Source organism: Pseudoselenomonas ruminantium, assembly GCF_900104055.1.
Taxonomy (GTDB): domain Bacteria; phylum Bacillota; class Negativicutes; order Selenomonadales; family Selenomonadaceae; genus Selenomonas_A; species Selenomonas_A ruminantium_C.
Map to the genome: position 1 here is coordinate 110,580 of NZ_FNJQ01000004.1, position 22,318 is coordinate 132,897.

Annotated in this window: 30 protein-coding genes; all 30 read left to right on the forward strand. The window is 50.8% G+C overall.

Annotation, left to right across the window (positions count from 1 at the left end; genetic code table 11):
- The first annotated feature begins 84 nt into the window (after nucleotides 1-84).
- The 30 genes from BLQ59_RS03110 to BLQ59_RS03250 all read left to right on the forward strand — a co-directional run bounded on the left by BLQ59_RS03110 (nucleotide 85) and on the right by BLQ59_RS03250 (nucleotide 22,318).
- A complete protein-coding gene (locus BLQ59_RS03110) occupies nucleotides 85-540 on the forward strand; it encodes a hypothetical protein (protein ID WP_143005267.1) in 456 nt (151 codons plus the stop codon).
- A gap of 25 nt (nucleotides 541-565) precedes the next feature.
- Nucleotides 566-757: a hypothetical protein gene (locus tag BLQ59_RS03115; protein ID WP_074571466.1), complete on the forward strand. Its 192-nt coding sequence runs from the start codon at nucleotides 566-568 to the stop codon at nucleotides 755-757.
- Between the two features lie 16 nt (nucleotides 758-773).
- On the forward strand, nucleotides 774-911 hold the full coding sequence (locus BLQ59_RS15910) for a hypothetical protein (protein ID WP_176756704.1): 138 nt from the start codon (nucleotides 774-776) through the stop codon (nucleotides 909-911).
- Between the two features lie 311 nt (nucleotides 912-1,222).
- Nucleotides 1,223-1,435 carry a hypothetical protein gene (locus BLQ59_RS03125; RefSeq protein WP_074571468.1) on the forward strand — a complete coding sequence of 71 codons (213 nt, stop codon included), beginning with the start codon at nucleotides 1,223-1,225 and terminating at the stop codon, nucleotides 1,433-1,435.
- A 606-nt stretch (nucleotides 1,436-2,041) separates the two neighbouring features.
- Nucleotides 2,042-2,656, forward strand: coding sequence for a class I SAM-dependent methyltransferase (locus tag BLQ59_RS03135; protein ID WP_074571470.1), 615 nt, complete (start codon nucleotides 2,042-2,044; stop codon nucleotides 2,654-2,656).
- Between the two features lie 224 nt (nucleotides 2,657-2,880).
- The gene (locus tag BLQ59_RS03140; RefSeq protein ID WP_074571471.1) at nucleotides 2,881-3,402 is read left to right on the forward strand and encodes a hypothetical protein; all 522 of its coding nucleotides are present in this window, start codon (nucleotides 2,881-2,883) and stop codon (nucleotides 3,400-3,402) included.
- A gap of 223 nt (nucleotides 3,403-3,625) precedes the next feature.
- Entirely contained in the window at nucleotides 3,626-3,835 is a 210-nt protein-coding gene (locus BLQ59_RS16135) for a hypothetical protein (protein WP_081342425.1), read from the forward strand.
- Nucleotides 3,836-4,039: 204 nt separating this feature from the next.
- On the forward strand, nucleotides 4,040-4,582 hold the full coding sequence (locus tag BLQ59_RS03145; RefSeq protein ID WP_074571472.1) for a hypothetical protein: 543 nt from the start codon (nucleotides 4,040-4,042) through the stop codon (nucleotides 4,580-4,582).
- On the forward strand, nucleotides 4,566-6,491 hold the full coding sequence (locus BLQ59_RS03150; protein WP_074571473.1) for a phage terminase large subunit family protein: 1,926 nt from the start codon (nucleotides 4,566-4,568) through the stop codon (nucleotides 6,489-6,491). The genes BLQ59_RS03145 and BLQ59_RS03150 overlap by 17 nt, the downstream gene beginning before the upstream one ends.
- Nucleotides 6,492-6,529: 38 nt before the next feature.
- The gene (locus tag BLQ59_RS03155) at nucleotides 6,530-6,757 is read left to right on the forward strand and encodes a DUF6148 family protein (RefSeq protein ID WP_074571474.1); all 228 of its coding nucleotides are present in this window, start codon (nucleotides 6,530-6,532) and stop codon (nucleotides 6,755-6,757) included.
- A gap of 4 nt (nucleotides 6,758-6,761) precedes the next feature.
- Nucleotides 6,762-8,444 (forward strand): phage portal protein, encoded by a 1,683-nt coding sequence (locus tag BLQ59_RS03160; protein ID WP_081342426.1) that lies wholly within the window; start codon nucleotides 6,762-6,764, stop codon nucleotides 8,442-8,444.
- On the forward strand, nucleotides 8,332-9,489 hold the full coding sequence (locus BLQ59_RS03165; protein ID WP_074571475.1) for a head maturation protease, ClpP-related: 1,158 nt from the start codon (nucleotides 8,332-8,334) through the stop codon (nucleotides 9,487-9,489). Before BLQ59_RS03160 ends, BLQ59_RS03165 begins: the two co-directional genes overlap by 113 nt.
- Before the next feature lie 17 nt (nucleotides 9,490-9,506).
- The gene (locus BLQ59_RS03170) at nucleotides 9,507-9,917 is read left to right on the forward strand and encodes a head decoration protein (RefSeq protein WP_074571476.1); all 411 of its coding nucleotides are present in this window, start codon (nucleotides 9,507-9,509) and stop codon (nucleotides 9,915-9,917) included.
- A 20-nt stretch (nucleotides 9,918-9,937) separates the two neighbouring features.
- Nucleotides 9,938-10,996: a major capsid protein gene (locus BLQ59_RS03175; protein ID WP_074571477.1), complete on the forward strand. Its 1,059-nt coding sequence runs from the start codon at nucleotides 9,938-9,940 to the stop codon at nucleotides 10,994-10,996.
- A gap of 5 nt (nucleotides 10,997-11,001) precedes the next feature.
- Nucleotides 11,002-11,313 carry a hypothetical protein gene (locus BLQ59_RS03180; RefSeq protein WP_143005268.1) on the forward strand — a complete coding sequence of 104 codons (312 nt, stop codon included), beginning with the start codon at nucleotides 11,002-11,004 and terminating at the stop codon, nucleotides 11,311-11,313.
- A complete protein-coding gene (locus tag BLQ59_RS03185) occupies nucleotides 11,310-11,642 on the forward strand; it encodes a hypothetical protein (RefSeq protein WP_074571479.1) in 333 nt (110 codons plus the stop codon). Before BLQ59_RS03180 ends, BLQ59_RS03185 begins: the two co-directional genes overlap by 4 nt.
- A gap of 12 nt (nucleotides 11,643-11,654) precedes the next feature.
- Nucleotides 11,655-12,170 (forward strand): hypothetical protein, encoded by a 516-nt coding sequence (locus BLQ59_RS03190; protein ID WP_074571480.1) that lies wholly within the window; start codon nucleotides 11,655-11,657, stop codon nucleotides 12,168-12,170.
- On the forward strand, nucleotides 12,167-12,649 hold the full coding sequence (locus BLQ59_RS03195) for a hypothetical protein (protein WP_074571481.1): 483 nt from the start codon (nucleotides 12,167-12,169) through the stop codon (nucleotides 12,647-12,649). Before BLQ59_RS03190 ends, BLQ59_RS03195 begins: the two co-directional genes overlap by 4 nt.
- A gap of 4 nt (nucleotides 12,650-12,653) precedes the next feature.
- The gene (locus BLQ59_RS03200) at nucleotides 12,654-12,932 is read left to right on the forward strand and encodes a hypothetical protein (RefSeq protein WP_074571482.1); all 279 of its coding nucleotides are present in this window, start codon (nucleotides 12,654-12,656) and stop codon (nucleotides 12,930-12,932) included.
- Nucleotides 12,932-14,383 (forward strand): phage tail sheath family protein, encoded by a 1,452-nt coding sequence (locus BLQ59_RS03205; protein ID WP_074571483.1) that lies wholly within the window; start codon nucleotides 12,932-12,934, stop codon nucleotides 14,381-14,383. The genes BLQ59_RS03200 and BLQ59_RS03205 overlap by 1 nt, the downstream gene beginning before the upstream one ends.
- 15 nt (nucleotides 14,384-14,398) lie before the next feature.
- Nucleotides 14,399-14,932 carry a phage major tail tube protein gene (locus BLQ59_RS03210; protein ID WP_074571484.1) on the forward strand — a complete coding sequence of 178 codons (534 nt, stop codon included), beginning with the start codon at nucleotides 14,399-14,401 and terminating at the stop codon, nucleotides 14,930-14,932.
- 52 nt (nucleotides 14,933-14,984) lie between these two features.
- Nucleotides 14,985-15,323 carry a hypothetical protein gene (locus BLQ59_RS03215; protein WP_074571485.1) on the forward strand — a complete coding sequence of 113 codons (339 nt, stop codon included), beginning with the start codon at nucleotides 14,985-14,987 and terminating at the stop codon, nucleotides 15,321-15,323.
- A complete protein-coding gene (locus BLQ59_RS15915) occupies nucleotides 15,320-15,484 on the forward strand; it encodes a hypothetical protein (RefSeq protein WP_176756705.1) in 165 nt (54 codons plus the stop codon). Before BLQ59_RS03215 ends, BLQ59_RS15915 begins: the two co-directional genes overlap by 4 nt.
- 21 nt (nucleotides 15,485-15,505) lie before the next feature.
- A complete protein-coding gene (locus tag BLQ59_RS03220; RefSeq protein WP_074571486.1) occupies nucleotides 15,506-19,327 on the forward strand; it encodes a phage tail tape measure protein in 3,822 nt (1,273 codons plus the stop codon).
- Nucleotides 19,320-19,526: a tail protein X gene (locus BLQ59_RS03225; protein ID WP_074571487.1), complete on the forward strand. Its 207-nt coding sequence runs from the start codon at nucleotides 19,320-19,322 to the stop codon at nucleotides 19,524-19,526. The genes BLQ59_RS03220 and BLQ59_RS03225 overlap by 8 nt, the downstream gene beginning before the upstream one ends.
- A 3-nt stretch (nucleotides 19,527-19,529) precedes the next feature.
- Nucleotides 19,530-20,687, forward strand: coding sequence for a phage late control D family protein (locus BLQ59_RS03230; RefSeq protein ID WP_074571488.1), 1,158 nt, complete (start codon nucleotides 19,530-19,532; stop codon nucleotides 20,685-20,687).
- Nucleotides 20,677-21,078, forward strand: coding sequence for a phage baseplate assembly protein V (locus BLQ59_RS03235; RefSeq protein ID WP_074571489.1), 402 nt, complete (start codon nucleotides 20,677-20,679; stop codon nucleotides 21,076-21,078). Before BLQ59_RS03230 ends, BLQ59_RS03235 begins: the two co-directional genes overlap by 11 nt.
- Nucleotides 21,079-21,089: 11 nt before the next feature.
- Nucleotides 21,090-21,557 carry an HNH endonuclease gene (locus BLQ59_RS03240; protein WP_074571490.1) on the forward strand — a complete coding sequence of 156 codons (468 nt, stop codon included), beginning with the start codon at nucleotides 21,090-21,092 and terminating at the stop codon, nucleotides 21,555-21,557.
- A gap of 64 nt (nucleotides 21,558-21,621) precedes the next feature.
- A complete protein-coding gene (locus BLQ59_RS03245; RefSeq protein ID WP_256324588.1) occupies nucleotides 21,622-21,852 on the forward strand; it encodes a PAAR domain-containing protein in 231 nt (76 codons plus the stop codon).
- A 16-nt stretch (nucleotides 21,853-21,868) separates the two neighbouring features.
- Entirely contained in the window at nucleotides 21,869-22,318 is a 450-nt protein-coding gene (locus tag BLQ59_RS03250) for a phage tail protein (protein ID WP_074571491.1), read from the forward strand.

The window sequence follows — 22,318 nt, forward strand, 5'->3', positions numbered from 1 at the left end:
CTGACAGGGATATTGTCCTGCCTGCCGGCGTGCCTGATACTGTTTATATGGGCAAGATGGAGTAAATAAGGCATTGGAGGGAATATGATTATGCTTACAACCAGGGGAAAATATGATAATAAAAAAGAACGTTTATTATACATGATTTATTGCAACGTTGGCATGACGCCGGGGCCTTTAGAGCTGAAAGCATGCTTAGGAGCATTTTCTGATAAGTTAATTGATAAACTGAATAAGTCTGAAGAAGGCATGGATGATAGTAAGCGGGCGGAGATGCAAAAACTTAATTCGAAAATAAAATCGATGCAAGATATTATTAGATGGATTGATAGCCGTGACAATCGTGAACTTAATGAGGGTATCATGTTAAATGAAACCGAAGCCAAATTTGTCGCGGATATGTTGAGGGAATATCTTAAATTATTAAATGACCATTATTGGCAGGAAATTTTAGATGCATTTGGACGTCTAGAAGCCAAAGAACGTCTTAGAAAGCAGGTTCGTGCTGATGTCATGGGAAGCTTTCGTATAATGGAGTAAATAAGGCATTGGAGGGAATACCACGATGACCATAGATGAAGCTATTGCCTATTGCCATAATATTGGCATCATGGGTAAAACGCCAGCCGCAAGAAAGCACCGGCAACTGGAACAGATGCTCAAAGAGTATAAGGAAATCAGGCGTTTCAGTAATTGGCTGGTGGAGCGATGTTCTGAGCTGGAGAAGAAATGCCATGAAAAAGCTGGAACCGTGTGATATATGTGGCGGGCGGATGCGTATCATCCATAAAGTGTTTTGGTGGATCGAGTGCCAGGAATGCGGGCGGAAAACAATCTGTGCGCCGCCGAATACAGATGCCCGTATGGCCTGCATCGAGCGATGGAACAACTTGGAGCGTGATGAAAAGTGAAGAAAAGTGCAGCAACGAAAATACGGATAATGATGCGGCCACAAGCAAGGGAGCTTTGTAATAGAAGTACCAGCGCGGGGCGGGATGCATTCAGAAATATGCTGAGAGGTATCGTGATGCCGGAAAACCTGACGCATATCGTGACTGAGAAGAGGGCAGGGGGCAAAAGTAATGTATAAGCTGTGTAAACATCTGCTTTATGCCATAGTGTTGATACTGTGCATCATATCTGAGGATATCTGGAATAAGTTGAACTGTATTGCGATATTTTTGTATCTGAAAGTATCGCTTACGGATGGGGATGACTGGAATTGAGCATAGACAAAGCGATTGAACACGGCAAAGAGCATCGAAAGCCGTATCACGGGGCAAAAGCCATAGACAAGACATGCAGGAACCATGGCGGGTGCCCTCGTTGCGAATGCGGGCGGCTGCATAAGTTCCTGCGCCAGATGCCGGCTGAAGATGTTGGGGCAGTACAGGATTTGGAGTCGTTCAAAGAGAGGTACAAAGATGGGCGATAAGGAAGATAAGAGAGCTGCTTTTCAAATTGCTCATATGGTTAATACTAAATACTGTGAGTTATGCCCTGTGTCAGATGGCTGCAAGTTGAGTTTTTACAAGGATGGAGAGCTGTGTTGGCATAGGTTTCATGAGTGGTACAGGAGTGTAAGCCATGATAAACAGAAACTGGAAACCGGATCATAAAATAACAGAGATTGAGTACATCGAATTATAGGTAAGTTGGGAGGTTTGACATTGACTAAATTACAGATGAAGATTTATAAGGCAAAACAGTATCGCCTGAAGATGATGTGCATTCGGCATTTCGAGAAACCGCAGTATGCAAGAGAGTAACAGATGCGGCGGGCGGTCATAATGATGATGGGAGGGCTCAGGAAGTCACTGGACTGGGAACCTGAGAGAAACTACAATAAATTGAACGGCGACAAAAGGATGAGAAGGTAAATAATGATTAGAAGGTACCATAATAAAGCCGCTATTCGAATTCAGCGCCAGCTATTCGATGAATGGCGTAGATATAGAGGTGATAGCCGCCATAGACACAGACGGCAGTTTGCGAGGGCTTATCTGATTACATATGATTTCATGATTGGTGGAGGCTGTTAATGGAAAAAGAAGAAATGCAGAAAATCGTTGATGATTTGGTGCAGTTGTCGGAAAGGAAAAATCTGAACAGGCAGCTTAAAGAGTCGGCAGGCAAGGCGGCTGAATACCTAAGTGACATTATCAATGGCAGATTGGCAGTGATGGATTGGCTGGAGAATGCAGAACTGAAGACATGCCCGCCTGAGCCTGCACCACCTGCTGACAGTGCGCAGGTGGTGCTGACCATTCCAAATTTGCCGAAAGAAACTGTCATCATGGATAAGTACAGTGCGGAAAAGTTGGCGGCGGCATTTCGTCAGCGAAACCGTCCGATATTTGCCTGCAACCTGCCTGCGGGCGGACTGTGGGAAATTGATTTGCAGAAGGTGGCCATCATTGCCAGCAATGGCCTGGAACTGCCTGAAAGCCAAGAAGAGCCACAACCACAAGAGAGAAATAAAAGGTCAGTTCCTTCATATAAGAATAGAAGCAGAGAAAATGGCTGGCGCCGTGGAAATGTGACTTGCCATAACTGCGGGGCTGATTATGAGACAGATATAAATGAGAAATGGTCATTCGTAAGGTGCAAATATTGCCATGAAACAAATACCACTGTTACCTACGATGATGATTAAATATGCAAATTTTAGATTGGATTGTTCGACAGATGCACAATATAATAGTAAAATTATTACCAAGGAGGTGGCTGAGACGTATTCAGCCACCAAAACACATTAAGGCCAGGAAACGCCGTAAGCGTGATGCGGCAGATAGAGACCGCAGGCGCGGGCGGCAATGATACCGAACGGCACATGGAGAACAGCCTAATTTTTCAGTGAGCGTATCGGAGGAAAAACCAATGGCATTATCGGAGAAAGACTTGCAGCAGATTGTAAAGACCATCGAAAGCGTTGGTCGAAAAATGATGACCGCTGGAAAGCAGTCAACCAAAAACGCATATCAGGCAACTGAACGAAGACTGCGTGCTTATCCGGCATTAAAAGCAAATATCAAGCGCTATGAAGATGACATCAAGGATATTGCACATGAGGACATGGGCAAGTCGGCGGACATCGTTATGTTTCAGAGTCATAGCGGGAAACCCCCGGAGCGTGATCTGGAAGAACTCCGGCAGGAGAAAATATTTTTATTAACAGAGCGCCTGCATCGCGACACCAAGGAGGTGCAGGAAATCGAAGTGGCCCTGGACTTTATAAAAGACCAGGAATATTTCCGGATTATTCCGCTGGTCTACTTCGAGGGCAGGAGTCAAAAAGAAATCGAAAAAGAATTGCATTGCGAGAGAAGTACAATCTGGCGAAACCGCAAAGCGCTGGTGGGCAAGATGAGCATTGTGCTCTATGGCGCAGATGCAATCTAACGCAATCGGATGCAGTGGTGCTGGCTGGCCAAGGAAGGCTGGCTGAAACATGGCCGCGAAAAAAAGATGCAACACATTCGTGAAACAAAGTATGATATACTAGCAAGTGGAAGAAGTGTAGCTAATCAGAGGCACTGATTCCACCCCTGGATTTTGGATAGAGAGAAGAGGGCACTGGCTTTGGCCGGTGCCCTCTTTGTTGTGCAGCAAGGTGGTGATATGCTTGATAGTCTACTGCGACAATGCAGGTTGTGAGTATAACGAGAGTCAGATGTGCACGAGGCATGAGGTCTACTATGTGCAGCGACGGTGTAGGTCGTCACGCAAGGCGACAGCCAAGCGGGCGGCTGAGCTGATGCGCTCGTCTTATCGGTCTGGATGCCGTAAGCGAGGCGGCAAGCATGTCACGGAAGATATACGCCCGGTGCCGTGAGGCGTCGAGTAGGTTCTTCCAGCCCCAGGGAAAAGCCGCGCGTCCCCCGGCGCCCGGAATTTGCCTGCACATAAATTTTTTTTATGGCTAAGTAAGTAAACGAAAGTCTACTGGCTGAAAACAATACTTATCTAACGCCCAAAAATTTGGTACGTCAAAAATTGCTCGGAAATGTTTAGCTATCCGGCAGAAAGGAGGGGTTACATGAAAGTGGCAGGAGATCCACGGAAAATCACGGTGTCACAGTCGAATTTTGCCAAGGCAATCGGGGTAACGACGGGGCGCGTGAGCCAGTTAATCAAAGAGGGTGTGGTTGTTCGTGACGATAAAGATGCCCGTGGCGGTGTGTTCTTGCTGGAAAGCGCCAGAAACTATGACCGGCTGAAGGGCGTGACGACTCAAGGCGATGGCGAAAACAGTCTTGACCTCATGGAAGAAAAAGCCCGCCATGAGCGTGTGAAGCGCGAACTGGCAGAATTAAAGCTGGCCAAGGCTGAGGCTAGGGTGTATGATGCCCGTACCGTGGAAATGGTTATGACAGAAATGCTGTCAAACCTGCGGACGCAGTTGCTAGGACTGCCGTCCAAGATGGCCCCTCAGCTGGAAGGCAAGGAAAAGGGCGAGATTTACGGCATCATGACCGGGGAAATCGAAGATAAGCTGAGCGAGCTGAGCGAATACACGCCGGAACTCTTCACCAATGAGGAAATCGAAGAGGAGGTGGCTGCCGATGAAGCGGCCGATTGACCTCTGGCGGTATGTTTCGCGGAAAGGGCTGAAACCACTGCCGAAAACATCGGTCAGCCAGTGGGCGGATGATTACCGCATCCTGTCCAACAACTCAGCAGAGCCCGGACGCTGGAAAACCAGTCGCGCCCCTTACCAAAAAGACATCATGGACGCCTTCACACAGACAGGAGTCAGCCGTGTGGTGGTCATGAGTAGTTCGCAGGTCGGAAAATCTGACTTGATGAACAACATCATTGGCCGCTTTGCGCATCTTGATCCGTGCACAATCATGATGATTCAGCCCACGATAGACATGGCCATAGACTTTTCCAAGAGCCGTATCGCCCCCATGCTGAGAGATACGACAGTCCTGACGAACCTGTTTTATACCGTCAAGGACAAAGAAGCGAAGCCAGGGAAGCAGAACGATGGCAATAACACCATCTTGTCCAAGATATTCCCTGGTGGCCGCCTGATCATGTGCGGGGCGAACTCCCCAGCAGGGCTGGCCAGCCGTCCAGTACGAATTCTGCTGGCGGATGAGGTTGACCGATTTCCAGATTCGGCAGGCGGCGAGGGCGATCCGGTAGATTTGGCTGCAAAACGTATGACAACATTTTGGAACCGAGTCATGGGGTTGTTTTCTACGCCAACCAACGAGGGTGCCAGCCGCATCGAGAAGGAGTATCTGGCTGGAACACAGGAGGAATGGCAGTATGAGTGCCCAAACTGTGGCGAGTACCACACTTTGCGCTATATCGACATGAAAGCCGATTATACTGAGCACAAGGACAGCCAAGGCCGGCTGATGGTAGTTGTCAGCGGTGTGCAGTGGGTATGTCCGGATTGTGGCCATACATTCCAGGAGCGGGAAATCAAGAACTCTCCAGCAAAATACACGGCAATGAACCCGGAAGCTATCAAGAATGGCATCCGGTCTTTTTTCGTGAATTCCTTTTCCAGTCCATGGCTGTCATGGGCAGAAATCATGCGGGAATGGCTGGAAGCAAAAGGCGATCCGACACGAGAGCAGGTTGTCGTAAATACCCGCTTCGGCGAACCATACCGCCAGCGCGGTGCCTTCGAAGACGAAATGCAGTTTGTGCGACGGCGGGAACAGTATGGAGCTGACCTGCCGAATGGCGTTCTGATGCTCACAGCAGCAGTCGATACGCAGGATAACCGCCTTGAGTATGAGATTTGCGGGTGGGGCATGGCAGAAGAGTGCTGGGGAATAAGCAAAGGCGAAATCTTCGGCACGCCGGACAAGGCTGCCACATGGAAGGCACTGGATGCAGTGCTTGACCGCACCTATTACCTGCCAGATGGCACGGGGCTGCAGGTCGTGCGCACGTTCATCGACTCAGGCGGCCATTATACCACGCAAGTATATGCCTACTGCACAAAGAACTGGAATAAGCAGCGTGTCCCGATAAAAGGACAGGCTGGCCCAGGTCTGCAGTTGCTTCACAAGCTGACACATGGCAAGAAAATGCCAATCCCGCTGCAGATGTTGGGTGTAGACGAGGGAAAGCAGCAGGTTATGAACCGCCTTTCTATCAAGGAGCCCGGTGAGCAGTATTTCCATTTCCCGCTGGATGGAGATAAGGGCATGGAAGTGCGAGGCTATGATCAGATTTACTTCAAGGGCCTTATCTCTGAGCAGAAAAAGCGCGTCAAGAAGGGCGGCATCGTAACAACCACATGGGAACCGGTAAAGGGCGTGCGAAATGAGCCGCTGGATTTACGGGTGTATAACATAGCCTGCATGCAGTCTATCCGTCCAGATTGGGCGAGACTGCATGAAATGATAACGGGAAAACCGCAACCTGCTGCGGATTTAGCCCCGGCAGAGAAGAAAACGGCAGAACCACTGCGAGTGAAGCAGAGTCGCCGTCGTTCTTCCCGCCAGTCCAACATTTGGTAATGCTTGTGTCCAAGTTGGACACGCTGTGAGGTGATGAAATGGCAAATGCGATACAGAATGAGCGCCTGAAGATGTATCTGGAAGCTGAGCGGGCAGTTTTGACCGGTCAATCCTATACAATCGGCAATATGACGCTGACAAGGGCGAATTTGTCCTCGATACGAGCGGCTATTGACAGCCTGATAGCGGGCGGCGCTGTTCTCGATGAAAATGCCCCGGTGGGGCGTGGAATGAGCAAAAGAGTGGTATTCGTAGATGGGAGGTGAGTAAATGAGCCGAAAAAAGCGGAAAATCAATAGCCGGGAAAGACCAGCCATAAAAAATACAGGTTATTCCGAGGGTGGTGCATCCCATAAGTCCAACATCCTGAAGAGCTGGAACCCGGTCAAATCGTCTTCAAAGTCAGATATTGACTGGAACGCCAACACACTGCGGAACAGGGCGGCAGATTTGGCCATTAACACGCCTGTCGGCGCGGCGGCGCTGAATACCAGTGTAACGCATGCCGTAGGCACGGGGTTGACGTTGTTTCCTAGACCAAAATTCAGCGAACTGGGCATGACCGTAGAAGAGTCCCGCAAGTGGATAAAGAAAACCCGGTCAGAATTCGAGATGTGGGCGGAGTCTAAACGTTGCGACATATACCGCCGCAATAACTTCTATGACCTGCAGCACATCGCATATCTGTCATACATGACGGATGGCGATGCTTTTGCATTGTTCCGGCGAAAATTGCCGGATGCAGTCAATCCGTACTCCCTGCGCATCCAACTCCTTGAAGCGAACCGGGTAAGCAACCCGCTGAGCAACGGATTTACCACGGTATCCACCATCGAGATGAACGCCCCGACGCCGGGCAATCGCATTATTTCCGGTGTAGAAGTGGACAAGGATGGGGCCATCGAAGCCTATTGGGTATCGAATAAGGTGCCCTATGATCGTGTAGACCTGACTGGCGTCACGGAATGGCAGCGGGTTAAGGCGTTCGGGAACAAGACTGGCCTGCCGAATATCTTGCAAATCTGCCATGATGTGCGTGCTGACCAATACAGAGGTGTGCCTTATCTGGCCCCAGTATTGGAAACGCTGAAACAGACCAGCCGATATACCACGGCAGAACTGGCCAGCGCCATCGTCAAATCGTTTTTCTCGCTGTTCTTCACGGGAACGGCACCAGGAGGCGAGGGGTTGAATAGTTTCATGCCGCCTCGTGGTGGATTTGAGGGCGATCCTAATGAACCGGTTGTGAATGTGAACGAATACGCATTAGGCCCTGGTACACTCAATGCTTTGCCGCAGGGTGTAGACGTCAAGGCCATGGATGCCAGCAATGCGCAGAGCACCTTCGGTGTATTCGTGCAGGAATTGGTCAAACAGACCGGGGCGGCGCTGGGGCAGCCCTATGAAGTGCTCATGAAGCACTTTACTTCCAGCTATTCAGCCAGCCGTGCAGCATTGCTGCAGGCATGGGATGAATATAAGCAGCGGCGCGTCTGGTTCGCTCGCGATTTTTGTCAGCCTGTATATGAGGTATGGTTAGCCGAGGCAGTGGCATTAGGCCGCATTGATTGCCCCGGCTTTTTTGACGATCCAGCTATTCGGAAAGCATGGTGTAATGCGGAATGGTTTGGGCCGACAATGAGCATACTTGATCCTGTGAAAGACGTGAACGGCTCAATCCTGCGTGTCCAGTGTGGTCTGAGCACTGGCGAACGAGAAGCAGCAGAAATGACCGGCAGCGATTTCGAAGAGAATATGCAGCAGCTGGCATATGAAAAAGAGCTGCGGGAAAGACTGGGCCTTCCGACTGCGGATGATACCAAGGGAGGAGGTGATAAGGATGAGCAAAAAAACGATGACGACACCGACAATGACGACGACGTTTTGGAAGGTGACAAACAAGGCGGAGGAGGAAACCGCCGAGCTCCTGATTTACGGAGAGATCGTATCTGAGCAGTGGTTCGAGGATGAAACCGCCCCAAAGCAGTTCGCTGAGAGCTTGGCTGCACTCAATGGCAAGCCTTTGACATTGCGGATTAATAGCCCCGGTGGCGATGTGTTCGCAGCACAGGCCATCTACAACCTGCTGCGGGACTATCCTGGAGCAGTGACGGCCAAGATTGACGGCCTTAGCGCCAGTGCCGCAACGCTCATTACCTGTGCGGGCGACACGGTTATTATGCCGTCTAATGCCTTGTTCATGATACATAATCCGCTGACTATTGCCTGGGGCAATGCCGAAGAGATGCGCAAGACGGCTGACAAGCTGGATACAGTTCGTGACAGCATCGTGAATGTCTATCTGAAGCGCGTGGGCGGCAAGACTAAAGCGGACGATATCAAAGCTATGATGGATGCAGAAACCTGGCTCACAGCTCAGGAAGCGCTTGATTATGGCTTTGTGGACAGCATCGACAACGAAACGCCCATTGAGGATAGCATCAAAGGCAATATGCTGATCATGAACAATGTGGCGTGCGATCTAGTGAAATTCAAACACGGTGACAAGGTGCGGGATATTTTGAACCAGCGGCAGACACCGACAAATTCCCCTGCCATAAAGCCGAAAGAAGGAGGAAACAAGACTATGGAAAACCAGGAAAAAACCAACACCCTCTTGCAGAAAATCGCTGACAAGCTGGGTATCAGTGAAAAGCCGGAACCGACGGCAGGCAATCAGAGCATCGAGGATGCAGTAAAGGCAGAGCGTAACCGCATCTGCAATCTGGAGTCCATGTTGACCGGCGATAAGGTCATTGATGGCATCATCAATACGGCAAAATCCAACGGCCAGACGGCTGAGGATATCAAGCCTTATATTGATGCAGTCACCAACGCTCGTAAGGAAGAGCCGAAAGATGGCGCTGCAGAGGCTATCAAGGACATCATCACGGACAATATGCAGTCTGGCGCTGAGGGTGTTGCCGCTGGCGCTCCCCCGGTGGATAAGAAACAGGCTGCCATTGACGAAATCGTGAACATTGCCAACGGCAAGTGAGAAGGAGGCTAAAGATTATGGCTAGTTTAGAAACCATGACCGGTGTAACCTATGATGAACTCATCGCCGGCCCCGAAGTCGCAACGATGACCAAGAATGTGACCTTCAAGAGTGGTACCAATGTCAAGCGCGGCGCTCTTTTGAGCATTGACGCAGGTACAGGCAAGGTTATCGCCACGCCGGCAGCTATTGCGGCCGTGGAAGCAGATGCAGAGCACAATATCGAAGCACAGGACGCTGTACCTGCTGGTGTGGCTGTATACATTGCCAAAGAAGATGTGGATGCCAGCGCAGCAGATGCGGTAGGCACGGTTTACACGCGTGGATTTTTCAATCGCGAAAAGCTCATTGCCAGCACAGGCGATACAGTTACGGGGCATGAAGAAGAACTGCGCGGCGTTGGTATCGTGCTGTCCAGCTTGAAGTAAGAGAAGGAGGCTAAAATATTATGGCTATTGAACTGAAAGACACTGTAAGTCTCATGCAGGCTATGGAGCGCTTCAAGGCTCCTGCCACGACGCTCGTGGATACCTTTTTTCCCAATATCCCCACACCCGCCGTGACGTCTAAAATCATGGTGGAATACCGCAAGGGCGGCCGTCGTCTGGCACCGTTCGTTGTTGACGGCGAAGTAAAGGGCGTAAATGTCAGCCGTGAAGGCTCTCACGTCAACATCTATGAGCCGCCGATGGTAGCTCCCCGCCGCACGGTAAACCCTGCTGACATTGAACAGCGCGGCTTTGGTGAAACCATCTACACCAGCAAAACGGCTGCTCAGCGGGCGGCTGAGATTCAGGCAGCAGACCTGAAAGAACTGCAGGCTATGATTCTGAATCGCAAGAACCAGATGGCTGCCGAAATCCTTACCACGGGTGCATATACCATCAAGGGATATGCGGATGATGGTGTAACGCCGAAACAGGCCACCATCTCCTTCGACTGGAACCAGACCATTACGCCGCACACCGATTGGGACCAGGCAAACGCTGATATCTACAACGATATCAAGAACGCATCCGAGCAGATTCAGGAAAGCGCTGGCGTTGTTCCGACGGTCATGATTTGCGGCAAGAACATCGCAGATTATCTCATGAACAACACGGCCATCATGAAGTGGTTGGCTATCCCGAATAACAACAACCTGTCCCTTATGAGCATCCAGCCTCGTATTGTCTCCCCACAGGTTATGCGCATCGGTATGATCCATAGCTTGAATTTGGAAGTGTTCTCCTACATGGAGACTTACACGGCTGATGATGGCAGCGTTAAGCCGTTCCTTGGCGATAATGACGTTATCATCGGTATTCCGGGGCGTGGCCGCCAGCTCCACGGCGCCGTAAACCTCATCAACGATGCTGAGGATGACTTCGAGACCTATTCCGGTCTGTATGTACCAAAATATGCCGCATCCAAGGCCAGCAACACCATGAGCTTGACGGTTTACAGCCGCTTCCTGCTCGCACCGGAATTCACGGACGATTGGGCTTATATCAAAGCGAAAGCGTGATGGATATGAAGATTTTAGTGACGAAAGGCATGATTAGCTATAACAGGAAACTGCACAAAGTTAATCAGATCGTGGAAGTGGATGAGGCGGCAGGCCGTCGCTTCATCCGTTTGGGCGTGGCCACACTCCTGGAAGAGACTGTGGCAGATGCGCCTGCCGCTGGTACTGATGAGCCAGTAACTCCCGAACAGCAGCCGGAAGATGCTGAGCAGGCTGCAGATGAAGCGGAAGAGGAAGAGACTGTGGCGGATTTGCCGACGGTTGATCCTGCTGCAGGCGTAAAGAAGGCCAGCGGAAAGAAGAAGGCGGCAAAATGAGCGCCTTCAGGGATATGCTGAGAGCCGATTTCGACAATGTTTTTCTCAATGCCGACGAATTCGCGGATGAGCATGAATTTAATGGCCAGACAGTGCTTTGCGTGGTGCAGACTCCCACGGAGCAGGGCATGTTTCTGCAGGGCTTAGATTATCGCGGATTTGAAGACGTGCATGGAAAAACAACCATCGTCCATATGAAAAAGGAGACCATCGGCGAAGTTCCCTCAGAAGGAGAGATTATTACCTTCGACGGGGAACCGATGCAGGTGGATTCCTGCGCGGACAATATGGGTATGCTCAGCATCACATTGCATTTCAACCATGCGTAAGGCGGTGAGGCTATGGCCATCGAGATTGAATTGCGTGGCAATGAGTCGCTGACCAGGATGCTGAATTCCCTGAGCGGCAACAATATGTATGCGGCTATATCGTCGGCGGCTCAGCGGGCGGCTACACATGCCCGCAAGGTTGGCACTAAGGAGATACGAAAGGTTTACGCCGTGAAATCAGGCACTTTGAAAGGGAAAACCAAAATCAAAAAGGATTTCGACGGTGCAGTTTTGGAAGTCAAGGGCGGTAGCGAACCAATCAAATCCTATAGCGTGGCAGCCAAGAGCAAGGGTGTATTCGTATCGGTCAAGAAGGGCAAAAAAACGCTGGTTCCACGTTCTTTTACCCTGAATAGCCGATTTGTGGCCCGCGAAACGAGCAAACGACTACCATTTCGCGATTTGTATGGCCCGGCAGTCCCGCAGTTGTTTGGCAATCCTGATGTGCTGGAACCTATGCAGGAAGCTGGTGCCGATAAGTTCGAGGAACGCTTGACGCATGAAATCGAAAGGAGGCTGGGGCAGTGACACCTTTAGACTGTGCCCGCACAATAACCAGCTATCTCAAAAATGCATGTCAGGAATACGATGAATACACCACTGTGAGGGAAAATGGCCAGGAAGTCAAAGAACCGATACAGGTTTATACAGGCTTTCTGCCAAAGTGCGCCACGGCGGCGGCAAAGCGCAAGCAGTGCCCTGCTGTGGTGGTAAGGCCGGAAAACGTGACGGATGGGCAGGAAGAGTCGCTGGTAAGCATCGTTATCTATGTCACGGTATACGATGACGATATGAACTATAGCGGCGATACCTTGTATCATCTGATGGAGTTTATCCGCATGAGGCTGCTGTCAGAAAATCCTGTGGGGAATGTGCTCATTGCCCCAGGGATGAAAGCAACCATCACGGATGAGCAGGCTTTTCCACAGTGGTTGGGATTCATCGAATTGGATGCATATATCCAACAGCCTAAGAAATATAGGCCAGAGTTGATTATAGGGAGGTAAGAATATGGCGAAAACCAAGAAAAGCCAGCTGGCAGAGGCAGTACAGGCAAAAGGCCCTGTCGTCTATGTCGGCCCTGGCTTTAGGGATTCGATTCTGTCAACCTTTAGCATCTTTGCTGAGGGTATTCCGGCAGAATACGCAGACGATCCGGTGATGAAACATCTTTTTGTCAGCCCCGACAAACTGAATGAGGCCCGGACGGCAGTGGGGCGTAAAGGTACGGCTCTCCATACCTTCTATCATCAGGCATTGGAGAAACACAAGAAGGGAGAGAATAAATAATGGCATTTTTTCATGGCGTAAAGGCAAGTGAGGTACCTACTTCGGTCGTCGCCCCGGTAGCAACCACGGCAGGCTTGCCGGTAGTCTTCGGCACGGCCCCGGTGCATTTAACAGATGATCCGACGGCTTATGTCAACAGGCCGGTTATCTGCTATTCCTGGGCGGAAGCAGAAGCGGCACTGGGCTATAGTGACGATTGGGACAAGTACACGTTGTGCGAGGCTATGTATAGCGAATTCAAGCTGTACGCAGTAAAGCCTATCATCTTCGTGAACGTACTCAATCCTGCAGTGCATAAGTCGAGCGTCAGCGGCGCAGAAAAGAATTTGGCTGCAGACAAGACGCTGACACTGGAAGAACCGATTCTGCTTGCCAGCCTGAAGGTCAAAGCGTCTCCGGAAGCTGAGGCAGATGCAGTTTTGGGCACGGATTATACGGCGGCCTACAATGACGATGGCAAGCTGGTGATTACGGTGCTGGCAGATGGCGCTTTGGCCAGCAATACTTCCATTGTGCTGACCTATGACAAGGTAGATCCGACGGCAGTAACGGCTAATAGCGTAATCGGTGGTGCCGATTCCAATGGTAACCCCACGGGGCTGGAACTGATTGACAGCATCTATACCCTGTTTGCGATGGTGCCGGGTATCGTTGCTGCTCCGGGCTGGTCTGAAAATCCCACGGTGGCAGCGGTAATGAAGGCCAAGTGCCTGAATATCAGCGAGCTGTTCAGGTGCATCTGCCTGACGGACGTTGATACGGCATCCGTTACCAGCTATTCCGGTGTCAATACCTGGAAGAACAACAACAACTACACTGGTACCAATCAGGTGGTTTGCTGGCCGTGCGTGAAGCAGGGCGATATGGTCTTCCATATGTCCACGCACATCATGGGTATTATCGGTGTAACGGATGCCGCAAATGATGATGTGCCGTATCAGTCGCCGTCCAACCAGACGCTGCAGGCTACAGGTCTTTGCTTGAAGAATGGCACGGAAGTAAATCTGTCCCTGCCGCAGGCAAATCTGCTGAATAGCCAGGGCGTGATGACGGGCCTTAACTTTTCCGGTGGCTGGAAGTCGTGGGGCAACTACACGGGTGCTTATCCTGGCACCACGGATGTAAAGGACTCCTTTATCTGCGTGCGCCGCATGTTTGACTGGCAGTATCAGACGTTTGTACTGACTTACTGGCAGAAAGTAGACCAGCCGCTGACGCCGCGCCTGATTAAGACCATCGTAGACAGTGAGCAGATTCGTCTCAATGGCCTTGTATCCCGTGGCTTCCTGCTGGGTGCTGACGTGAAGTTCCTCGAAGAGGAAAATCCCGATACAGACCTGTTGGCAGGCATCATCCGCATCCACAGCTACATCACGCCGCCGGTACCGGCTCAGGAAATCGAAGATATCCTGGAATACGATGTAAGCAATTTCAAGGCATTGTTTAGCTGATTGGAGGTTTAAGCTATGGCAGTAAATAAAGTACCTGAAACTATCAATGACATGCGCGCCTACATTGATGGCGGCAAGAATGAGGATATGATCGGCGTCAAGGAAGTGGAGCTCCCTGAGTTCTCGTCCATGACCACGGAAGTGACCGGTATCGGCCTTGCTGGCAAGGTGGACGCTCCTGTCCATGGACACTTCGAGGGCATGGAAACGAAACTCACTTGGCAGCTCCCCACCAAGACGGCGGCCACGCTGGTGGGCGGCAAGCCCATCAGCCTGGAACTCTATGCGGACAAGCAGTATTTCGACAGCGGCTCTGATGCTTATGTCCATGAGCAGTATCGCGTAGCTGTGCGCGGGCGTATCAAGAGCCACAAGCCTGGCTCGATTAAAGCTGGCGAGCCCACGGATAGTGAGACGGTCATTGAAACGCACTATATCAAAATCGACATTGGCGGCAGCACTGTTTGCGAAGTCGATAAATACGGCTATAAGTGCGTAGTCAACGGCACGGACTATCTGGAAGCCGTCCGCAGGAATATTGGTATGTAATCATAGCGTGTCCAACTTGGACACGTTGTTGGATATGGAGGATTGAACTATTATGGCAGAAGAAAAACAGTTGGAAAAGATTGAAACAGTGGAAGCAGAAGTCATTGACGACGAAAAGGTACTGAAGCTCAAAAAGCCGCTTTCGAACGGGAAAAGCGAGCTGGTCTTTGATTTTGAAAAAATCAACGGCTATACCTTGATTAGATGCGAAAAGGCATCCAAGAAAGAAGATCCGTCCATTGCGGTGCAGTCTCTTTCCCAGATTTATCAGGCACATGTGGCCGCTGCTGCCGCGAATGTCCGCTATGATGATATCCTCAGTCTCAACGCATCCGATTTCACTGCTGCGTGCCTGAAGGCACAGGCTTTTTTACTCAATACGGGGAGATGAGCGGCTTACGCTTATCAGCCCTGAGATTGGCCAAGTATAGCAATACGCCCATCGGCTGGTTCCTGAAATTGCCGGTGGGCGAATTCTATGCATGGATGGAAGTAATAGGCTCTGAAATCAAAAGAGAAAACGATGAGATTGATAAGGCAGCAAAAAAATAAGCAGGAAAGGAGGTATGCGATATGGCAGGCAGGATTATGGAACTGGCGTTGGCAATCAAAGGCAGGCTGGATGGCTCGGTAACATCTTCAATGCAGAGGGCTATCAGTGAGTCGAGACAGTTGCAGTCACAGATACGGCAGGCTAATCAGGCCATGCGTGATGCCCAGCGGGCGGCTGATGCCGAACAACGGGCGACGGGCCGTGTCAGTACGGCTCAATACCAGCGCATTGCGGAATTACAGGCCCGCATAAACTCGTTGACTCAGCGCCGGTCAGATATTCTGGATGCACAGGCTGCCAAAGAGCAGGCTGGTGCAAGATTCTCCCATTCTGCTGGGAAGCTGGGGGCTGGCATAGCAATGACTGCTGCAGCCGCCGCGCCGTTGGCAGCAATGATTGGCACGGCGGCCAATTTTGAGCAGGCAATGAGCAAAGTCAAAGCCATAACTAATTCTTCTAATGAGGATATGGAACGGTTGACGGCAACAGCTCAGGAGCTTGGCTCAAAGACACAGTTCTCAGCAAGCCAGGCTGCTGAAGCTATGAGCTATTTGGGTATGGCAGGCTGGAAAACAGAGCAGATTATCTCTGGTATGCCTGGCCTTTTGGATTTGGCCGCTGCATCCGGCAGTAACCTCGCAACGGTGGCGGATATCGTATCGGATGATCTTACAGCGTTCGGTATGAGTGCTGATCAGGCGGGGCACATGGCAGATGTTATGGCCGCCGCATCGACAAACGCAAACACGAATGTCGAGATGATGGGCCAGACGTTCAAATATGCCGGCGCTGTTGCCGGTGCCATGGGCTATAGCTTGGAAGATGTGGCGGTCGCTACGGGCTTGATGGCTAATGCTGGTATCAAAGCTGACCAAGCAGGCACTTCCCTGCGGTCGATTATGACGCGCTTAGCAGCGCCTACTAAGGAATCGGGGAACGCCATGGACCAGCTGGGGATATCGGTGGTTAATGCTGACGGTACCATGAAGCCTTTTATGACAACCATGAAAGACTTGCGGGCTGCATTTGCAGGACTGTCAGAAGCGGAGAAAGCTGAAAAAGCAAAGATGATTGCAGGGCAGGAAGCAATGTCGGGCCTGCTGGCAGTTGTCAATGCATCGGATGAAGACTTCGCGAAACTGTCCAATTCAATCATGGATTGTGATGGAGCTGCAGCCAAAATGGCAGGCACGATGAACGACAACGCCAAGGGCGGTGCTATTCAGTTGCAGTCCGCCATCGAGGGCGTATCTATTGCCATAGGTCAGATATTCCTACCAACGCTTGCGCAGATTGCGGGCGGATTAGCGTCAACCGTGGGCGGCGTGGCGAAATGGGCAGGAGAAAATCGAGCGTTAGTATCTACCATAATCGTGGCGGCTGGCGCAGTCACTGGCCTTATATTGGCAGTGTTGGCTATCAATACTGCGGTGGCAGGTATCAATTACCTGAGAGCATCCATGGAACTGTACAAAGTGGTTGTGACAGAGTCTACAATCGTGACGAAACTGTGGGCAGGTGTTACCAAAGTGGCAGCCGCCGCACAAGCTGCATTCAATGCAGTCATGGCGGCCAATCCGATTGCTTTGGTTGTGCTGGCCATAGCCGCGCTGGTGGCCGCCATGGTCTACTTGTTTAACACAAATCAAGAGTTCCATGATACGGTCATTGCCGCATGGGAGGAAATCAAGTCCGCCGCCATGGAAGTGTGGAACGCTATAGCTCCCATCGTGATGGCAGCCTGGGAAGGAATAAAAGCCGCCGCACAGGCGGGCATTGAATTCCTGAAAGGGTTGTGGGCGGATATAGGCCCATCGGTCATGAATGCCTTCAGCAAGATTGTGCCGATACTATCCTGGGTGGTTGGCGTGGCCAAAACATTGATTGTGGCCGGATTGGCATTCTGGGCTACATATATCCGCACAATGATAACCGTCATAGGCGGTATCATCCGTGGCATAGTAAGTGTGGTAACTGCAGTGTGGTCAACCCTCACAGCAATATGGTCGGCTGGATCTAATGCGGTAACGGCCATCACGGAAACATTAGGTGCTGTGTTTGGTGGTATCTGGAATGGTCTGACGGCTGGCGTTTCGGCGGCATGGTCGATTATTACCAGCATAGTATCTGCTGGGGTGTCGACGGCGGAAAGCATCATGCAGACGCTCGTATCTGTCGGTACGTCAGTGATGGAAGGGATAACGCAGGCGCTGGAACCTATTACCAGCGCGATCAGTTATGTGTTCGATGAGGCTTCGGCAGCAGTGATACCCGTGATTAACGAAATCGTGAACACGGTATCTTCCGTAGTCTCTACGATACGAGAAACGCTCAGCTCACTTTGGGGCGGAGCTGGTTCATCCGCAGAGTCTGCCTGGGACGGTGTGAAAAATGCCGTGTCCGGGGCTATTGATTATATCCGTAGCCTCGTGCAGGGAATTGCTCCTGTACTCAATGCAATCTGGGGCGGCCTTAGCGCGGCAGCATCTGCAGCATGGTCTGTGATTACTGGCATCGTGTCGGGGGCTGTTGCCGCTATAGGCGCAGTGATTAGATTCCTGACGCCGATATTCACGACAGTATGGTCTGTTATTGTGGGTGTGGTGTCCGTGTATTGGACGATTATATCAACCGTGATTAAGACGGCGATAAACGTCATAGCTGCTATCATTCGCGCATTGGTGCCAATATTCAGCGCTGTATGGAGCGTGATAAAGGTGGTGGCCAAGGTGGCATTTATTGCCATGGCTGTGGTAGCTCTCCCTGTTATAGCCGCTATCGGCGTCGCTGTGGTGGCAATGGGGGCTGTAATATATGCAGTTTGGCAGGCTGTAAAGCTCGCCGCAAGTGTAGCATGGGCGGTTATTTCCACGGTAGTGCAGGCCGCTATGGCCATCATCGTTCCCGTGGTGCAAGCCGCTGGTGTGGTGCTGGCTGCAGTTTGGTCGTTTATTCAAGATACGGCCATTATGGTCTGGAATACGATTACGATGGCCATAGAAACGGCATTGACAATTATCATGCCAATCGTTGAGGCGGCAGGAGCTGTAATCAGTGAGGTTTGGAATGCAATTATGGCCGTGGCCATCATGGTGTGGGATATGATTTCCGCAACTGTGGGCGCCGTGGCCAGTGCGATTGGCTCCTTCATCACAGAGGCAGCTGCTGTAATTATGGCATGCTGGAATTCCATCCAAGCAACCGCAGAAGCATGCTGGAATGCTATCGTTTCCACAGTGCAAAGCGTATGGGATACGGTACAGGGGATTGTTGATGCCGGTGTGGAAGCTGTGACCGCGAAATGGGAACAGCTGAAGTCGATTTTCAGCAGTCCAATACAGGCTGTCGTGAACTTTGTTCGTGGTGGCGACTCTGGCGCAGCCAGCGCATCCGGCGTGGATATCAGCGCGAATGCGGCGGGCGGTATTTATCGCCGTGGCGCTTTCTTGACAACGTTCGCTGAAGAAGGCCCAGAAGCAGCTATCCCGCTGGATGGTTCTGCAAGGGCAATATCTTTGTGGCGGCAGGCAGGCCAGATCATGGGGCTGATGCCGAATGGAGTCATGGGACAAGCAGCGGGGATGACATCTTTGATGCAGCAGGCAGGGAACTCGTTGAGAACGCCAGCTAGTGCAATACCAGCTCCATCCGCGAATATCAACAAGTCCAATAGCATCACGGTGGATTTTAACCCCACTATCAATGTTACGGGCGGCGGTGGCGCAGATGTGAAAGCCATGATCATGGCAGCACTGGCGGAACAGAAAGCACAGTTCGAAAGAGAACTGCCAGGCATGCTTGCCCGCGTGAAAGCAGGTCAAAGGAGATTAAGCTATGAGTAAGACGACATATACAACCGTACAGGGCGATATGTGGGACATCATAGCCCTCAAAGTTTATCGGGATGAGAACTGCATGTCTTATCTCTTGGAGGCTAATCAAGCCTATAAAGATACGGCAGTATTTCCGGCAGGCGTAGAAATTGCCTGTCCGGATTTACCTGCTACGGCTTCGCAGTTGCTTCCTCCATGGAGGCGGTAACGTATGGCGAAAGAATATAAGAACCCCATTGAAAGTATGCTGGCGGGGCTCCCTGAGGGGGCAGAACAGGGCCGCGTTGCGTGGCTCGAAATAAAGTATACGCCGGCAGAGTCTGACGATGGGCAAAAACAGGAAACATCGGATATATCAGAGGATGTCAGCGCATACCTGCTGTCGTTCTCATGCACGGATAATCTTACAGATTCCGCCGATGATATGACCTTGACGCTGGAGGATAGGGCTCAGTTGTGGCTGGAAGATTGGTTCCCGGAAGGAGAAGGCAATCTCATGGATATTACCATCCACACCTACAATCGCATCACACTGGATGAGGGGGAGGCAACGTTCCACGTTGGACAGTTTGAGATTGACGAAATCGAGATTACCGGGTATCCGTCCACTGTCCAGATTAAAGGCGTTTCTGTACTGGGGAATGGTTCGCTTCGAGGCACAAAGAAAAATCAGACATGGGAAAAAATCTCGGTCTGGAAAGCAGCAGATGATATCTGCCAGCGGAACGGGCTGACATTGATGTGGGACTGTGCCGAAAATCCGAACCTTGACCATGTGGAACAGGCGGATAAATCAGACCTGGCTTTCTTGCAGGAAATCTGCAAGAACAACGGCATGAGCTTGAAAATCTCCACTGAGCAGGTCATTATCTTCGACGATGCCAAGTATGAAGCGCAGGCCCCGATAATATCGGTCTATAAGCCCGGCGTTTATGCTGAGCTGGACGAAAATACCATGCCGCTTCGCTGGGTGCTCAGCTACGGCTTCAAAGCCAAAACCCGCGATACCTATTACAGGTGTGATGTGAAGTATCAAAAGGGTAAGAATAAAGAGGTCATTGAAGGTTCCTTCACTGATCCAAACAAGAAGAAAGGCCGCGTACTCCATGTAAAGGAGCAGGTAGAGAATAAAGCCGAAGCAGAAAAGCTGGCCAAGAAGAAACTGCGTGAAGCAAACAAGGAAGCAGTTACAGGCCAGTTTGCTACTATCGGCAATACGAATTTTGCCGCCGGCCAAGTCTTGAAGATGGTCAACTTTGGCCACTTTGATGGGAACTATCTGGCGACGAAAGTGGTTCATAGCTTTTCTGCCACCACAGGGAAGTTTGACACCAGCATTGATATAAGGAGGTGTATCAGTGGCTATTGATATGAGTGAGTATATCTTTATCGGCGTGGTGTGCAAATACGGCAGTACGCCGGGAACGGTAGTCGTAAGGCGGCCTGATAAAGATGACCGAACAACGGCAGAACTCTATGTGCTCAGCCGCTGCACGCATCAAACGAAAGATTATTGGATGCCGGACATAGATGACCAGGTGCTGTGCATTCTCACACCAAACCCCGGTGGTAAAGGCCCCGGCGCTGGATATGTGGCGGGTGCCATTTATAGTGAAGCTGATCCGCCGGCGGAAACGGATACGAGTACACGCAGCATCCGTTACAAAGACGGAAGCTACATCGTCAACAAGGGCGGCGCCATGGAGATACACGCATCAAAGTCTCTCAAAATTACGGCACCTACCATCAATATCAACTAGGAGGGGCTGACATGAAAAACCAATATGAAATTAGAGGCGATACGGCGTATATTTATGATTCTAATGGAGAGCTTTTTTTAGTCGATGCCGATGATGTGGAAAAAATAGCGCCATTTAGATGGCACTGCCGAAAAGGCGAAAAATCCTATGTGATTGGGAATGCTCCCCATAAGAAGAAAATCTATCTTCATCGGTATCTGCTACAAGTTGGTGATTTTCAACTGAAGGTAGACCACAAAAACCACAATCCACGAGATAATAGGAAATCAAACTTGAGGATTTGTAGTAATTGGGAGAATAGCGTAAATCGGTCGGACAGGGATAAAGCTGGAGTGAGCTATAGAAAAGATAAGAAGAAATGGCGTGCTTATATAAATTTGAAGTATCGTCAAATCAACTTGGGGTACTATAGCACGGAAAAGGAAGCTAGGGCTGTAAGAAAGAAAGCCGTAGCAGCTTTATATGGGGAGGTGGTTTAATGCCCGCACAAACTAGACTTGGAGATGTGAATACCGGGCATGATTAGGCGCATGCCCGCCTGCAGTGTTGGCTTCGGCGAGTTCGAATGTATTCATCAATAGTAAAGGCGCTGGAAGAGTGGGGGATACATATTCACCCCATAGCTGCCCGGTTCATTCGCCCCATAGTGGCGCCATCGCCAGCGGCAGCAGTTCGGTCTTTATCAATGACATGCCTGCAGGGCGTGTCGGCGATCCGGTAAGTTGTGGCGGAAGCGTAGTGCAGGGAAGTCCTAATGTATTCATCGGAGGTTGAAAGGAGGCGGTGAGTAATGTATATCGGATATATGGGCGAGATCGTATTCATCTCGTCTTTTAATTATATGCTGACACCGACGGATTACTCCCGCAGTGGGAGTGCCCGATGGTCAGAACATGAACTGCTTATGCGCAAACCTGTGAGCCAGTTCGGCGGCCCAGGGCTGGAAAAAGTGAGTTTTTCCATCATCCTCAGTATGGATCATGGGATATCACCGGAACGCCAGCTGAAGAAGCTGCGGGAAATGCGCGACACTGGCGCTGTGTTCCCTTTGGTCATAGGTGGCAAGCCTGTCACCAACAGTTATTGGCGGCTGGACTCCCTGAAAGAGGGAGAATGTTACTGGCTGGGCGATGGAACACTTCAGCAGTGCAAGGTAGCGGTCGAACTCACAGAATACGACGATAAGAACACCATCGAAGAAAATTCGATAACTGTTCGCTATGGAAAGGTAGGTGGCTAA

Coding starts and splice junctions, on each gene's coding strand:
- BLQ59_RS03250 (WP_074571491.1), top strand. CDS start 21,869: ATGTATATCGGATATATGGGCGAGATCGTATTCATCTCGTCTTTTAAT.
- BLQ59_RS03135 (WP_074571470.1), top strand. CDS start 2,042: ATGGAAAAAGAAGAAATGCAGAAAATCGTTGATGATTTGGTGCAGTTG.
- BLQ59_RS03145 (WP_074571472.1), top strand. CDS start 4,040: ATGAAAGTGGCAGGAGATCCACGGAAAATCACGGTGTCACAGTCGAAT.
- BLQ59_RS03185 (WP_074571479.1), top strand. CDS start 11,310: ATGAGCGCCTTCAGGGATATGCTGAGAGCCGATTTCGACAATGTTTTT.
- BLQ59_RS03215 (WP_074571485.1), top strand. CDS start 14,985: ATGGCAGAAGAAAAACAGTTGGAAAAGATTGAAACAGTGGAAGCAGAA.
- BLQ59_RS03220 (WP_074571486.1), top strand. CDS start 15,506: ATGGCAGGCAGGATTATGGAACTGGCGTTGGCAATCAAAGGCAGGCTG.
- BLQ59_RS03210 (WP_074571484.1), top strand. CDS start 14,399: ATGGCAGTAAATAAAGTACCTGAAACTATCAATGACATGCGCGCCTAC.
- BLQ59_RS03190 (WP_074571480.1), top strand. CDS start 11,655: ATGGCCATCGAGATTGAATTGCGTGGCAATGAGTCGCTGACCAGGATG.
- BLQ59_RS03110 (WP_143005267.1), top strand. CDS start 85: ATGATTATGCTTACAACCAGGGGAAAATATGATAATAAAAAAGAACGT.
- BLQ59_RS03140 (WP_074571471.1), top strand. CDS start 2,881: ATGGCATTATCGGAGAAAGACTTGCAGCAGATTGTAAAGACCATCGAA.
- BLQ59_RS03175 (WP_074571477.1), top strand. CDS start 9,938: ATGGCTATTGAACTGAAAGACACTGTAAGTCTCATGCAGGCTATGGAG.
- BLQ59_RS03115 (WP_074571466.1), top strand. CDS start 566: ATGACCATAGATGAAGCTATTGCCTATTGCCATAATATTGGCATCATG.
- BLQ59_RS03200 (WP_074571482.1), top strand. CDS start 12,654: ATGGCGAAAACCAAGAAAAGCCAGCTGGCAGAGGCAGTACAGGCAAAA.
- BLQ59_RS03170 (WP_074571476.1), top strand. CDS start 9,507: ATGGCTAGTTTAGAAACCATGACCGGTGTAACCTATGATGAACTCATC.
- BLQ59_RS03225 (WP_074571487.1), top strand. CDS start 19,320: ATGAGTAAGACGACATATACAACCGTACAGGGCGATATGTGGGACATC.
- BLQ59_RS15910 (WP_176756704.1), top strand. CDS start 774: ATGCGTATCATCCATAAAGTGTTTTGGTGGATCGAGTGCCAGGAATGC.
- BLQ59_RS03155 (WP_074571474.1), top strand. CDS start 6,530: ATGGCAAATGCGATACAGAATGAGCGCCTGAAGATGTATCTGGAAGCT.
- BLQ59_RS03150 (WP_074571473.1), top strand. CDS start 4,566: ATGAAGCGGCCGATTGACCTCTGGCGGTATGTTTCGCGGAAAGGGCTG.
- BLQ59_RS03205 (WP_074571483.1), top strand. CDS start 12,932: ATGGCATTTTTTCATGGCGTAAAGGCAAGTGAGGTACCTACTTCGGTC.
- BLQ59_RS15915 (WP_176756705.1), top strand. CDS start 15,320: ATGAGCGGCTTACGCTTATCAGCCCTGAGATTGGCCAAGTATAGCAAT.
- BLQ59_RS03160 (WP_081342426.1), top strand. CDS start 6,762: ATGAGCCGAAAAAAGCGGAAAATCAATAGCCGGGAAAGACCAGCCATA.
- BLQ59_RS03180 (WP_143005268.1), top strand. CDS start 11,002: ATGAAGATTTTAGTGACGAAAGGCATGATTAGCTATAACAGGAAACTG.
- BLQ59_RS03165 (WP_074571475.1), top strand. CDS start 8,332: ATGAGCAAAAAAACGATGACGACACCGACAATGACGACGACGTTTTGG.
- BLQ59_RS03230 (WP_074571488.1), top strand. CDS start 19,530: ATGGCGAAAGAATATAAGAACCCCATTGAAAGTATGCTGGCGGGGCTC.
- BLQ59_RS03240 (WP_074571490.1), top strand. CDS start 21,090: ATGAAAAACCAATATGAAATTAGAGGCGATACGGCGTATATTTATGAT.